Origin of the sequence: Sphaerisporangium sp. NPDC005289 (assembly GCF_040607455.1) — a bacterium.
GTDB classification, from domain to species: Bacteria; Actinomycetota; Actinomycetes; order Streptosporangiales; family Streptosporangiaceae; genus Sphaerisporangium; species Sphaerisporangium rhizosphaerae.
The window spans coordinates 477,268-489,705 of sequence record NZ_JBEXGS010000001.1 but is presented as its reverse complement, the minus strand read 5'-3'; the positions used below and the strand labels follow the sequence as shown (position 1 = coordinate 489,705).

At 70.9% G+C, this 12,438-nt stretch carries 14 protein-coding genes; 8 read left to right on the top strand and 6 right to left on the bottom strand.

The annotated features are described in order from the left end of the window. Window positions 1-71: 71 nt before the first annotated feature. The 4 genes from ABZT47_RS01865 to ABZT47_RS01850 all read left to right on the top strand — a co-directional run bounded on the left by ABZT47_RS01865 (window position 72) and on the right by ABZT47_RS01850 (window position 3,274). A complete protein-coding gene (locus ABZT47_RS01865) occupies window positions 72-245 on the top strand; it encodes a hypothetical protein (RefSeq protein ID WP_354835033.1) in 174 nt (57 codons plus the stop codon). 310 nt (window positions 246-555) lie between these two features. After that, window positions 556-894: a hypothetical protein gene (locus tag ABZT47_RS01860; protein WP_354835031.1), complete on the top strand. Its 339-nt coding sequence runs from the start codon at window positions 556-558 to the stop codon at window positions 892-894. A gap of 17 nt (window positions 895-911) precedes the next feature. Then, window positions 912-2,858 carry an ABC transporter ATP-binding protein gene (locus ABZT47_RS01855; protein WP_354835029.1) on the top strand — a complete coding sequence of 649 codons (1,947 nt, stop codon included), beginning with the start codon at window positions 912-914 and terminating at the stop codon, window positions 2,856-2,858. Beyond that, window positions 2,855-3,274 carry a S26 family signal peptidase gene (locus ABZT47_RS01850; RefSeq protein WP_354835027.1) on the top strand — a complete coding sequence of 140 codons (420 nt, stop codon included), beginning with the start codon at window positions 2,855-2,857 and terminating at the stop codon, window positions 3,272-3,274. The genes ABZT47_RS01855 and ABZT47_RS01850 overlap by 4 nt, the downstream gene beginning before the upstream one ends. A 397-nt stretch (window positions 3,275-3,671) precedes the next feature. Here the strand turns inward: ABZT47_RS01850 and ABZT47_RS01845 are convergent, their stop codons facing one another. The 5 genes from ABZT47_RS01845 to eccB form a co-directional block, all read right to left on the bottom strand. Beyond that, complete coding sequence (locus ABZT47_RS01845) at window positions 3,672-5,072, bottom strand: hypothetical protein (RefSeq protein ID WP_354835025.1); 1,401 nt, start codon at window positions 5,070-5,072, stop codon at window positions 3,672-3,674. Between the two features lie 25 nt (window positions 5,073-5,097). Continuing rightward, the gene (locus ABZT47_RS01840) at window positions 5,098-5,484 is read right to left on the bottom strand and encodes a hypothetical protein (RefSeq protein WP_354835023.1); all 387 of its coding nucleotides are present in this window, start codon (window positions 5,482-5,484) and stop codon (window positions 5,098-5,100) included. Between the two features lie 95 nt (window positions 5,485-5,579). Then, a complete protein-coding gene (locus ABZT47_RS01835) occupies window positions 5,580-5,894 on the bottom strand; it encodes a WXG100 family type VII secretion target (protein ID WP_354835021.1) in 315 nt (104 codons plus the stop codon). 30 nt (window positions 5,895-5,924) lie between these two features. Next, a complete protein-coding gene (locus ABZT47_RS01830; protein ID WP_354835019.1) occupies window positions 5,925-6,254 on the bottom strand; it encodes a WXG100 family type VII secretion target in 330 nt (109 codons plus the stop codon). Window positions 6,255-6,429: 175 nt separating this feature from the next. Continuing rightward, a complete protein-coding gene (eccB, locus tag ABZT47_RS01825; protein WP_354835017.1) occupies window positions 6,430-7,866 on the bottom strand; it encodes a type VII secretion protein EccB in 1,437 nt (478 codons plus the stop codon). Window positions 7,867-8,063: 197 nt separating this feature from the next. Here eccB and ABZT47_RS01820 point away from each other — a divergent pair, with 197 nt between their 5' ends. Both ABZT47_RS01820 and ABZT47_RS01815 read left to right on the top strand, forming a co-directional pair. Continuing rightward, window positions 8,064-9,761 (top strand): hypothetical protein, encoded by a 1,698-nt coding sequence (locus tag ABZT47_RS01820; RefSeq protein ID WP_354835015.1) that lies wholly within the window; start codon window positions 8,064-8,066, stop codon window positions 9,759-9,761. Continuing rightward, window positions 9,758-10,531 carry a hypothetical protein gene (locus ABZT47_RS01815; RefSeq protein WP_354835013.1) on the top strand — a complete coding sequence of 258 codons (774 nt, stop codon included), beginning with the start codon at window positions 9,758-9,760 and terminating at the stop codon, window positions 10,529-10,531. The genes ABZT47_RS01820 and ABZT47_RS01815 overlap by 4 nt, the downstream gene beginning before the upstream one ends. 51 nt (window positions 10,532-10,582) lie before the next feature. On the opposite strand, the gene ABZT47_RS01810 is transcribed toward ABZT47_RS01815, so the two are convergent. Beyond that, window positions 10,583-11,023, bottom strand: a complete 441-nt coding sequence (locus ABZT47_RS01810; RefSeq protein WP_354835011.1) for a YbaB/EbfC family nucleoid-associated protein — start codon at window positions 11,021-11,023, stop codon at window positions 10,583-10,585. Window positions 11,024-11,228: 205 nt separating this feature from the next. On the opposite strand from ABZT47_RS01810, the gene ABZT47_RS01805 reads away from it, so the two are divergent. Then, window positions 11,229-11,531 (top strand): hypothetical protein, encoded by a 303-nt coding sequence (locus tag ABZT47_RS01805; protein WP_354835009.1) that lies wholly within the window; start codon window positions 11,229-11,231, stop codon window positions 11,529-11,531. Window positions 11,532-11,581: 50 nt separating this feature from the next. Then, window positions 11,582-12,373, top strand: coding sequence for a hypothetical protein (locus ABZT47_RS01800; RefSeq protein WP_354835007.1), 792 nt, complete (start codon window positions 11,582-11,584; stop codon window positions 12,371-12,373). Window positions 12,374-12,438 lie beyond the last annotated feature (65 nt).

The following is a 12,438-nucleotide window of genomic DNA, read 5'->3' as shown; positions in this document are numbered from 1 at the left end:
CTACGGCGGCGCTCAACAATCGCTCGTGACCGTGAATTCGGTTTCGGTCTTCACAGAAGGGGTGAACGATCGTGAGAAAAATCGGTTCCCTGGCCGACCGGCTCCTGGGCGTCATGGTTCCCAAGGGCCGGGCGGAGGCCGCGTCCTGCTGGTATGAGCAGTGCGGCGGCCGGCACTCCCGATACTGCTGCTACTACCCCGACAGCAACGTGGTCATCTGTGACGCCTGCCTCTACCGCCCGTAGGTGTCCGGCCCCGTCCTTCCCCGCTGATCCCTGCCCGTAGTCCGAGAATCCGCCTCCGCCGGCCGGGTCCGCCCGGCCGGCGGAACACCATCAGAGAGGACCGGATGCAGTGCCCTATTTGACCGCGGTCGCGATCGTGCTGAGCATCCTCTGCGGGCTGAATCTTCTGATGACGCTCGCTTTGGTGCGGCGAATAAGGGAACACACGAAAAGGCTTGATGACTTGTCCGGAATGGGGCCCGCCGGACGATTGCCCGCGCCGGGTTCGCCCATCGGAGATTTCACCGCCGGCACCGTCCACCATGAGCCGGTGTCCAGGGCCATGCTGGACGCCGGCGCGGTCGTCGGATTCTTCTCGCCCGGTTGTGAGCCGTGCCGCGCCGCCCTGCCGGGGTTCCTCGCCCACGCCGGGGCGCTGCACGGCGGACGGGACCGGGCGCTGGCCGTGGTGGCCGGCGCCGAGGAGTCCGACCCCATGGTCCTCGCGCTCGCCGAGGTGACCCGCGTGGTCGTGGAGGACCACGAAGGACCGGTGGCCTCGGCCTTCGGAGTGCGGGCCTTCCCCACGTTCTGCCTGGTGGGCCCGGAGGCGTCCATCGCGGCGGCGCGCTTCGACCTGTCCGCCCTGACCGCGCCGATCACGGTATGACCGGCGGGGAGCAAGGCGTGCGGTCCCGCGCGCGAGAGCTCGGCGCGGCGCTGCGGCTGAGCTGGGAGGCCGGGCCGCTGCTGCTGACGGGCCACGTGGCCGTCTCCCTGCTCGCCGCGGCCGTCCCCGTCGCGGCCGCCTGGCTGACCAAGATCGTCCTGGACGGGCTCGCCGGCGACCGGTCCGCGGTGCTGCCCGCGGCCGTCGCCCTGGTGACCCTCGGGGCGCTGACGCTCACGCTGCCGCAGACCCGGCGGTACCTGCGCGACGAGCTGAAGCGGTCCACCGCCCTGCGGGCACAGGACCGGCTGTACACGAAGGTCAACGGGTTCACCGGGCTGGCCAGGTTCGAGGACCCGGTCTTCCTGGACCGGCTGCGCATGGCCGACCAGGCCGCCCGCCACACCTCCGGCCAGATCGCCGACGGGGCGCTCGGCATCGCGCAGGGCGCCGTGACGGTGCTCGGATTCGTCGTCTCTCTGGCGGTGATCAGCCCGGTCGCCACCGTGGCCGTCCTGGGCGCCGCCCTGCCCACGCTGATCGCGGAGCTGTCCCTCAGCCGCCGGCGCGCTGAGGTGATGTGGCAGATCAGCCCCATCGAACGCAGAGAGCTCTTCTACGGGCGGCTGCTCACCGATGTGCAGGCCGCCAAGGAGATCAGGCTCTTCGGGCTCGGCGTCTTCCTGCAGGGGCGGATGAGGGCCGAGCGCATTCGGGCGAACGCGGAGCACCGCAGGCTCGACCGCCGCGAACTGGTCACGCAGTCGGCGCTGAGCCTCGCCGGCGCGGTCGCGGCCGGTCTCGGGCTGATCCTGGCGATCAACGCGGCGCTGAACGGCGACGGCACGGTGGGCGACGTGTCCATGTTCGTGGTGGCGGTGGCCGCCGTGCAGACGGCGGTGGGCTCGCTGGCCGAGCAGGCCGCCTACACCCACCAGGAACTGCTCATGTTCGGCCACTATCTGACCCTGGAGCGGATGGGGCCCGACCTGCCCCGGCCGGCGCGTCCCCGGCCCGCCCCGAGGGGCGGCGACATCGAACTGCGCGACGTCTGGTTCCGCTACAGCGACGACCATCCGTGGATCCTGCGCGGCGTGGACCTCACCATCCCGCACGGGTCGTGTGTGGCCTTGGTGGGTCTCAACGGCGCGGGCAAGAGCACGCTGGTGAAGCTGCTGTGCCGCTTCTACGAGCCGACGTCGGGCTCCATCCTCTGGGACGGCGTCGACCTGCGCGACATGGAGCCCGCGGACCTCAGGGAACGGCTGGGCGCGGTCTTCCAGGACTACATGTCCTGGGACTTCACCGCCGCCGAGAACATCGGGCTCGGCGACCTGCCCGCCATGGGGGACAGGGAACGCGTCGTGGCCGCCGCGGGCCGGGCGGGGGTGGACGAGGTCGTGCGCGACCTGCCGCGCGGCTACGACACCATGCTCAGCCGCGCCTTCTTCGGCGAGATGGACAAGGACGACCCCACAACGGGAGTGGTCCTGTCCGGCGGGCAGTGGCAGCGCCTGGCGCTCGCCCGGGCGCTGTTCCGCGAGGGCTGCGAGGTGATGATCCTGGACGAGCCGAGCGCGGGGCTGGACGCCCGGGCCGAGCACGAGATCCACTGGCGGCTGCGGAGCCTGCGGGCCGGCCGCACCAGCCTGCTCATCTCGCACCGGCTCGGCGCGGTGCGCGACGCCGACCTCATCGTGGTGCTGGAAGAGGGCCGGGTCGCCGAACGCGGCACCCACGAGGACCTGATGCTCGCCGGCGGCGCGTACGCCAAGCTCTTCACCCTCCAGGCCGAGGGCTACCGCGACGGGGTCCCCGTCCAGGCGGAGGGTCGTGCGGCGGCTTCGGCGCCCGAGGAACGCCGCGACGCGGCCCTCCTGGAGCTCGGGGAGTACCGCGACGCAGCCCCCGTCCAGCCGGAGGGTCACCACGACGCGGCCGCTCTCACCGGGAGGGAGTCGTGACGGGACTGATCTCGACGGCCGCACTGGTGGCGCTGGCGCTGGCCGCGATGTGGGCGTGGCTGCGGCGCCGCTTCCTGGTGGTGACGATCCACGGCCAGAGCATGGAGCCCACCTACCGGGCGGGCGAGCGCGTGCTGGTCCGCAGGACGCCGCTGTCCGCGGTGCGCCCGGGCCAGGTCGTGGTGATGACGGACCCGGTGCCGCCCGGACAGTGGATCATCAAGCGGGCGGTGGCCGTCCCCGGCGACCCGGTTCCCGAGGTGATGGACGCCTCCGCCGATCCCGGCGCTCGGGTCCCCGAGGACTGCCTGGTGCTGCTGGGCGACAACCCCGCCGTCAGCGTCGACTCGCGCAGGTTCGGCTACTTCTCCGGCAGGCGGCTGCTGGGAGTGGTGTCGCGCCGCCTGCGGGCCTAGGAGCGCGCCGTGGACCACGCCGTCGTCGCGTGCGGGTCGCTGATCGGGATCGTCTTCTCGGCGCGCTGCCGGGGGCCCGAGTCGTCTATGTGGTGCTTGGTGGCATATGTGTCAAGCGGGCTTTAAGTGACTTGCAAGCGGCGCGTGGAACCTTGATGCCAGGCGCCCAACGGCTCGGGGCGTCGGCAAGGGGAGGGCCGGTGTACCGGGGAGGGGTTCACGGGACACCGGCAGAGCCGGGGGGACACGTGGCGGCCCTGGCCGGGCGAACGGCCGGGGCACGGCACGCCGAAAAGGGTGCCCCCGCCCACGCTGGGCGGGCGGGGGCACCCTTTTCGACATCTCGACTTCGCCCGGCGGGCGGTCGATGGGCCGCCCGCCGGGGGTTTGGGCGGGGTCAGCAGATGACGGTGGGGGCCACCTGCTGGTTGGTGCACCAGTCGTCTTCGTCGCCGGTGAGCCAGGTGGAGCGCTCGCGCTCCTGGTTCTCGCCGCCCGCGGGGGAGCCGCCCATCGGCATGAGCGGCATGCCGCCCATCCCGCCGGGGCCCGTGCCCACGCCCATGCCGCGCGCCGCGTTCTGGGCGGCTCCGAGCGCGGAGCCCGCCCCGTAGCCGGTGCCGCCGTTCAGTCCGGCGGCGCCGCCGACCCCGTTGACACCCGAGCCGATCGGGACGGACCCCACGCCCGTGGGGCTGGTGAAGGTCGTCCCGTTCACGCCGGTCGGGAGGTTCGTCCCTATCCCGTTGAGCCCCGGGTTGTTCAGCGCCGGGTTGTTGAGTGCGGGGTTGTTGAGGGCGGGATTGTTGAGCGCCGGGTTGTTCAGTGCGGGGTTGGTGCGCGGGTCGAACCCGGCCAGGTTGGTGGTGCGGGGGTCGTTCGGGTTGATGCCCGCGCCCCCGTTGCCCCCGGCGCCGTTCTGACCGGACGGGTCGTTGATGCCGCCCGGGAGGTTCGTCCCGTTGCCGTTCCCCGTGCCGTTGCCGTTCCCGGTCCCGTTGCCGTTCCCCGAGCCATTCCCGGTGCCGGTGCCGGTGCCGGTGCCGGTGCCTGTCCCGGTCCCGTCACCCGACCCCGTGCCCTCGCCGGGGATGACGGTCGAGCCGTCGCCGGTGCCCTTCCCCGTGCCGGTCGGGTCGAAGCCGGACCCCGGGTAGGTCGTCGAGTTGGACCCCGGGTACTTGCCGTAGGGACCGCTGCCGCCGTTGTAGGGGTCGGTCCCGTCGTAGTTCACGGGGATGACCGGCGGCGTGATCGCGCCGGTCGGAGACGGGAGCACCGTCGTGACCGTCTCGGGCAGGCTCTGGTAGACCGAGGTGATCTTGTTGTTGAGCTCCTCGATGTGCCGGCGGGCCTGCTCGTTCTCCGAGCCGTCCCCGCCGTTGGTCAGCCAGCCGTACCAGTCGTCGTCGAAGCTGAACATGCCGCTCTCGGGCAGGTCCGCCTTGGCCTTGGTGAGCTCTTCGGCGTAGGTGTTGTGGGCCGTGCCGACCTGGCGCGCCCGCTCCGCCACCTCGCGCGCCGAGCCGTGCAGGAGCTGCAGTGCCTTCTGCGCCTCGGCGGAGAAGGAGTCCTGCCAGTCCTTGGACAGCTTGTCGGCGGCCGTCCGGAGATTGGTGACCAGGCCGTCGAGCACCCCTGCGGCCAGGATGTAGGCGTTGCCCGCCTCCGACACTCCGCCGGGGTCGGTGTTGTTCAGCAGCTTCCTGACGTGCTCGACGCTGCCGTAGGAGTCCGCGTCCCCCTGGGGGGCGGCCGTGCCCGCCCGGACCGGCTGGATATCGCTGATGCGCGCCATTTGGACCCATCGCCTCGCTGTTTGACTAGACCAGCTTGACCTGGTCGACCGTACTGGCCGTCTCGGCGTTCTTGAGATTGCCGTACGCCGTCCTGATCGTCTCGATCGCCGCCTCGTACTGGGCGATGAGCTTCTCGTAGCTGGCGGTGACCGCCGTGTGCCCCTGGCCGAAGACGGTGCCGAGCTGCTGCGCCGCGTCCCATTCGCCGAGGTGCGTGGGGGAGACCTTCCCGAACGCCCGAAGATGGGACAGCGAGCCGGACTTGACGCCCTTCAGCTGCTCGACGTCCGTCAGAAGGTCTCTGAGGAGGTTCTCGACGTTGGTGTGGTGGACGTCGGTCTTACCCTTGGCGTCGGTTCCCGGCCAGTCACCGTCGAGGTGAAAATCCTGGTAGCCGTCGTTTCCGGCCATGTTTGCCCCCTAAGCCGTCAGGCCGCCCCGCGGACGCCGGCCGCGTCGCCAGGGCGGTCCGCTCCCGGAGTTACGGATTCGGTCCGCGGCGGCCGTCAACGGCCGTCGAACATCGCGACGTTCGCCTTCTCGGTGAGGTGGAAGTTCTCGTGACCCTGCTGGATGACCGCGCCGAGCTGCTGCAGCAGGCCCGCCATGCGGCCGGAGGCGGCGTCCCACTGCGCCCGCGCGGCCCAGTAGGCGGCGCGCGCGTCGCCCTCCCACTCGCCGAGCAGGCGGTCGAGGTTGCCCTCCAGCTCCTGCAGCGTGCCTTCCATCGCCTGCCACTGGCGGGCGAAGTCCTGGGCGCCGGTGGTCATCGACCCGAAGTTGACCAGCGTGCGGTCGATGTCGTTGTTGATACCAGCCATGATCTTCTCCGTTGTCCGAGGAGGGTGGGGTCAGGCGTTGATGTTGCCGCTGAGCGCGCCACCGATGACACGGTGCGCCGCCGCGGTCTGGTCGGCCTCGGTGTTGCGGTAACGCGCCTCCACCTGGTGGAGCTTCACCGCGAGACCCTGGAGCTCGCCGAGCACCTTGGACAGCTCGCCGTTCCACTCGTTGTAGACGGCCTCGAACGCCATGCCCGACGCGCCGCCCCAGCCCGCGCGGAGCTCGGAGACGTGCCCCTGCAGCTGGGTCTGGATGCTGCCGATGAGGCCGTGGGCCGTCTCGGTCTTCTTCGCGGACTCGACGATCTGAGGGAGCTGTGCTGAGGTCTGCTGGCTCACGGATACCTCCAAGGAGTGTGGCCTGGCCGTGAACGCGTGATGGCCCACACTGCGAAACGCATCGTGTGCCCCCGCGATGCTGATCACTCAAACCCTAGGATCAATCACCACAACATGGCCATACGTCACATTGCGAGTCAGTAACGGTTTTTCGTACCAGTGGCTATGGCTGACATCACGGCTTCACGGTCGTCGTCTGGGTGATCGGAACCGGTGTCCGGGCGGCAGCGGGGTCCAGAGTGGGCGCTTCGGGGATCAGGTGCCAGATGCCCGCCGGGAGCGGCGCCACCTCCGCGGCGTCGTACCCGAGGTTGGGCAGCAGATCGCCGGAGGACAGGGCGAACTTGCGCCCCTGGTCGGTGACGAGCGCGAAGTTCTGGATCGAGCCGAGCTGGCCCTCGCCCGGGAGCAGCCCGGCCAGCACCGCGCCGCCCGGCGGCAGCAGCACCTGGTCGAAGTGCTCCTGGTCGGCCCCCGCGTTCGGCGGAACCGGGATGCGCATGCGCCCGCCGATCGTCAGCCGCGCGCGGGTGGAGCCCCTGCCGGTGTCGGAGTAGACGGTGCACAGCGGGGACGCCGGATCGGGCGTCGCGACCTTCGGCATCGTCGCGGGCATTCCGCTCACCGCCATCGACGTCCTGGACAGCGGGAAGGCGTTCGCCCTGGACGCGTCGACCTCGATCGGCCGCACCGGCAGCCGGCCGTAGGCCGCCTTGCTCGCCGGGTCCTGCAGCAGCAGCGTGGCCTGCGTCTGCGAGATGGCCGCGATGCCGTCGCCGAGCAGCACGTACCAGCGGACCTCGCCGCCGGCCACCGCCGGCACGGTGTAGACCCGGCCCACGGCGGAGGCGCGGCCGTCCGGGCCGCGCAGCCGGTGCCCCAGACCGGCGATGCGAGGGCCGCGGAAGTCCGGGCCGATGGGCAGGGCGTTGAGCCAGGTAGCGGGGATCTGACGTGGCGCGGCGGCCGACAGCGCGCGCGCTCCGGCGTCGGAGACCCGCATGCGGCGGTCGGCGAGGATGACCCAGGACTGCTGGCCGTCGTCGGCGATCATGGCCTCGGAGCCGAACGGCCGGCCCCCGACGTCCATGCCGCCCACCAGCGAGACATACGGCCGGCGCGTGCCGCCCGGGTCCACGGTCTCGGCCACGCACGCCGACCAGGGGCCGCGCACCAGCTTCTCGCGCGCGGGCAGCGACTCCGGCGCGCCGGGGATGCCCACCAGGGTGCCGCGGGTGAAGCCGGCGAGCGACGCCGACGACACCGTGCGCACCGTCACCTGCGGGGTGTCGAGGATCAGGCGGGCCGAGGTGTAGTTGGCGACCGGGATGAGCCGTGCCTCCTGCTGGCTGTAGACGAAGGTGGCGCCGGTCTCCTGTTCGACGATCAGCGTGCCGGGCGCGGTCAGCGAGGTGGCGCCGCCGGGCTTGAGCAGGCCGTAGATGCCGAAGCAGGCCGCCACGAGCACCGCCACCAGCACACCGCAGAACATGGCGACGTTGTGCCTGCGCATGGGCGACTCGGGGATGTCCGGTTCGCCCTGCAGCAGGGCCATGCCCAGGCGCTGCATCATCAGCCGGTGGGCCTGGTAAAGATCACGACGGGTCTGCATGCCACCTCAGCCTTGCCTGGCGGGTCGTCGCCGACAGCATAGAAGCGCGCCCGCGAACCGGGATGCTCGTGTCGAGATGGATATGTGCCGTGCTATGACCGGCTGAGCGCTTTCTGTACGGTCCGGCGGGCACTGGGTTAGTCTGCCGTCTCACAGGCTGATCAAGACCCTGGCGGCCGGAGACGGGGGGACGCAAGGTGAGCGAGCAACGCGGTTTCGACGCCCTGCTGAACGCGGGAAGCCCATCCTCGGCCGCGCCGGGGGGCGCCGGCGAGGCGATGCAGGGCGGCTCGGTCGCGGGCGGGCCGTACACGGTCTCGGGCGGCGGGCCCGGGGACGGGCAGAGCGGCGGGTCCGACGGCTCCGCCTTCGTCCATCAGAACTTCGCCGGGCCGGGAGGGCAGGACGCCCAGGGCGGTGCCGGGCAGCCGTTCACCTCGGGTGACCCGATGGGCGCGAACCCCATCTCCACGGGCGACCCCGGCCAGCCGTTCAGCGTGAACTCCCTGGGCGGCGGCGACCCGGGTCAGCCGTTCAGCGTGAATCCGGTGGGGTCGGGGGACTCCGGCCAGTTGTTCTCACCGGGGCAGCCGTTCGGCGCCGATCCGGTGGGCGGCGGTGACCCCGGTCAGCCGTTCAGCGTCAACACGCTGGGGAGCGGCGATCCAGGTCAGCCGTTCAGCGTGAACCCGGTGGGGTCGGGCGACCCGGGACAGCCGTTCTCGCCCGGTAACCCCTTCGGTGCCGATCCGGTGGGCACGGGCGATCCCGGTCAGCCGTTCAGCGTGAACCCGCTGGGGGGCGGTGACCCCGGTCAGCCGTTCTCGCCGGGGAACCCGTTCACCGCCGATCCGGTGGGGACCGGTGACCCCGGGCGGCCGTTCAGTGTGGACCCGATCGGGACGGGGGATCCCGGTCAGCCCTTCACGGTGAACCCGATCGGGACGGGTGACCCCGGTCAGCCGTTCTCGCCCGGTGACCCGTTCACCGCCGATCCGGTGGGAACCGGGGATCCCGTGGTGATCGGTGATCCAGGGCAGCCGTTCACGGTGAACCCGATCGGGACGGGTGATCCCGGCCAGCCGTTCACCGTGGACCCCGTCGGGACGGGTGACCCTGGTCAGCCGTTCTCGCCCGGCGATCCGACCACCTCGGTGCCGCTCGACCCGGTCAACGCCGACCCCGGCGACCCCACCAACTCCATCCCGGGCATCCCGCCGATCCCCGACCAGGGCATTCCCGGCCTGCCCAACGTGAACGACCCCGTCGGTCAGAACCCGGGCATCCCCACCGGGCAGGACCCGGGCTTCCCGGCCATCCCGAACGTGCCGGTGGGGCAGAACCCGAGCCTCACCGATCCCACGGGGACCGGAACAGGACCGGCGGGCGACCCCACCGGCGGTCTGAACCTGCCCGGAGGCCCGGGCGGCGGCCCCGGAGGCGGCGGCACGGGAGGCGGCGGCATGCCGCAGATCCCCGGCCTGCCGGACACCGGGGGTGGCGGTGGCGGTGGCTTTCCCCGCATGCCCAACACGACCGGGAACGGATACACCGGCACGGCCCCCGCCAATGCGTCGCAGACGCGCAAGGTGAAGCACCAGGCGGTCATCGACCTCGGCAAGAACATCGAAAGGGACGTCGGCGGCCGCGCGGACGAGGTCAAGCGCAAGCCGCAGGACAACCACATCGGCTGGATGGACTGCGGCCTGGTCGGCATGCCCATCTCCGGCAAGCACGGGGAGATGGCCACCACCTCGGTGACCTACATCGAGACGGTCCGCAAGCAGATGGAGCTCTGGCGGGACGATCTGAAGCTGTCCGGGGACCGGTGGCGGCTGATGGAGGAGGACCTGGCCGCCAACGCCGAGGCGCTCAAAAAGGGGATGAAGCAGTGAGCTACGAAGGCTGGGAGTACGGGTACGTCGCCGGGGTGATCGGAGCCCTGGCCTACTGTGTGGTCAACCCGGTCCGGGGGCAGATGATCGGCCTGGCCATCGGCGGAGTGGCCTCCAAGCCGAGCAGCCTGTACGGGGCGGGCGACAAGTGGACCGAGACCGGCAACGGCATCAAGAACATCAGTGACGACCTCACCAAACACGTGAACGACGTGCCCGTGGAGGACTGGACCGCCGAGGACTACAAGGCCGTCAAGGACACCGCGCGGCTCATGGCGACCAACTTCGGCGACGCCACGAGCGTGCACTACGACGCCGCGAAGATCATGCACGGCATGGGCAAGCTCTCCTTCTACGGGGCGCTGGCCTCGGGCACGGCCGGGACGCTGCTCACGGCGCTGACGATCTACACGCTGGCCACGCGCGGTATCCCGGGCGTCAATGTGGCGACGCAGGCGTCGTCGGAGGTGGCGGCGACCGGCACACAGGCGGTCATCACCAGGCTGGTCTCCAAGTACGGCATGGCCGCGACCGCCGGCATGGTGGCGTTCTCCCTGGTCACCGGGAAGCAGTCAGAGCTGCAGGGCCAGATCATGGCCATGAACGCGCAGAAGGACGGCGTCAAGCAGGTGCGCATCCCGCTGAGCAACCTCTCCGACGTCGGGACGACCGGCTACACCGGGACGACCGGCTACACCGGGACGACCGGCTACACCGGGACGAGCGGCGCCAACCCCTACGGCACCGGGCAGCCGCCCGCCGGCATCTGACCCGCGGCCGATGACGCCGGAGCTTCCGGCGTCATCGACCGGTGCCGGCCGTCACTGCAGGCGGCGGCGGATCTGGTCCAGGTCGGCCATGACCTCTTCGAACGTGCGGTCGTAGGCGGCCTCGGCCTGCTTGACCTGTGCGAGCGCGGCCTCGGGGTCGCGCAGGAGCCGCATGGGGTTGTCCTCCGCGCCGAACAGCTCCTCCATCAACTCGTTGGTCTGGCGCTCCAGGTCGCGCCCGGCGTCGTGCACCACCGTCTTGATGAGCGCGGCCAGGTCGGCGGAGGGCAGGCGCATCGCACGCGGGTTGAGTTCGAGCTCCTGCAGCCCCTGCCCGGTGTACTCGACGGTCACGTGGCCGTCCTTGTCCGTGGCACGGCCGACCAGCTCGGCGGTGCGCCGCTGGAGCTCCTCTACCTGGGCGAGCTGCCGCTGCGCCCCGGTCAGCAGCTTGTCGATGTCGATGCTCGCGAAGTCGCCGAACTCGGTCACGTGCCCTCCATCCTTCCTCGCCCGTACCGGCATGGCCCGGCCCGAGGCACCCTACAGCCGCCGCCGTCCCGTCGTGGGGGCGTGAACAGTGATCATCGTCGATGTTTCCATCGTCTACGACTGGATGAACAAATGTGACAGGGCGCCTGATTGATCCAGAACTGCTGATAGACATCATGCGCGACATTCGGATCATGGAGGCGGCATGGTGCAGGAAAGGTACGTCACCTCGGAGGCGATCCAGAGCATCATCAACGAGATCAACGAAGACGTGATCCCGGCCATCAAGGAATGGCGCGCGATGGTGGACAGCACCGAGATCGGCTTCCCCGGCTGGGGGGCGCTCGGCGAGGTGGTGATCGGCCTGCGCTACGACCACCTCCAGGACGACGTGCGCGCCAAGCTCTCCGAGGCCGTCTCTGTCCTTGAGACCTGGACCCACCAACTCGACACCGCGCGGAGCAACTGGCGTACCGCCGAGGAGCGCTCCACAGCCGTATACGTGTGACAACAGCCGTCCACGTGTGACGACCGAACGACGCGAAGGAGCTCCGCACCATGCCCCCTGGGTCGTACGCGCCGTCCTTCAGGCTCGCGGGCGGCAGCGCGCTCTCGGTCCTGAACGACCTGCGCAAGGCCGCCCTGTTGTCCCGGCCGCTGGTCGTGGGCAGCGCCATCGCCGCCACCGCGGTCGCGAACGTGCCCGGCATGGCCGATGCCTACAACAACTGGGAGTCGATCCACTCCCGCCTGGACACGGCGATCAAGAGCTACGTCCGCAACCTCGGCGACAAGGGCAAGGACGGCTGGATCGCCCTGGACCACGACGCGTACGTGGACGCCGTCGAGCGCTTCCAGGAGGCCATGGAGAGCCTGCGCGGATACGTGAAGAACATCGCGGGCATCGTGGACGAACTGGGTGACGCCTACCGGGCCTACTGGGTGTCCCTGGGCCGGGTCGTGGTGGTGCTCGGCGCGGCCCTGCCGATCGCCGCCGCGATGCTCGCGACGCCGTACGCGGCCGCCGGGTACGCGAGGCTGGAGGCGCTGGGGGCCATGGCCACCAGCACCATCGCGATGGCGACCGGCCTGCTGGCCAAGGTGGTGTCCTCGGTAGCGGGCGGTATGTCGGTGTACTTCGCCGGCAAGGCGCTGGCCCAGATGTTCAACCTGGAGCCCACGGGAGCCGCGAAGATCGACTTCAGGAAGGCGGTCATCGACACCCACGGCCTGCCGCCGTTCCAGCAGCCCCCGGCCGCGCCCGCCGGGCAGCCGGCGCAGCTGCCCCCCTCCGCCGGGTTCGAGTGGCGCGAGCCCAAGCAGAACCAGCCCGAGCCCTACCACCCCTGACCCGTCGCCCCCAGCCGTACCTCCGAGCCCCCGCGGGCTCGCGAACCCAGCGAAGGAGCTGTGCC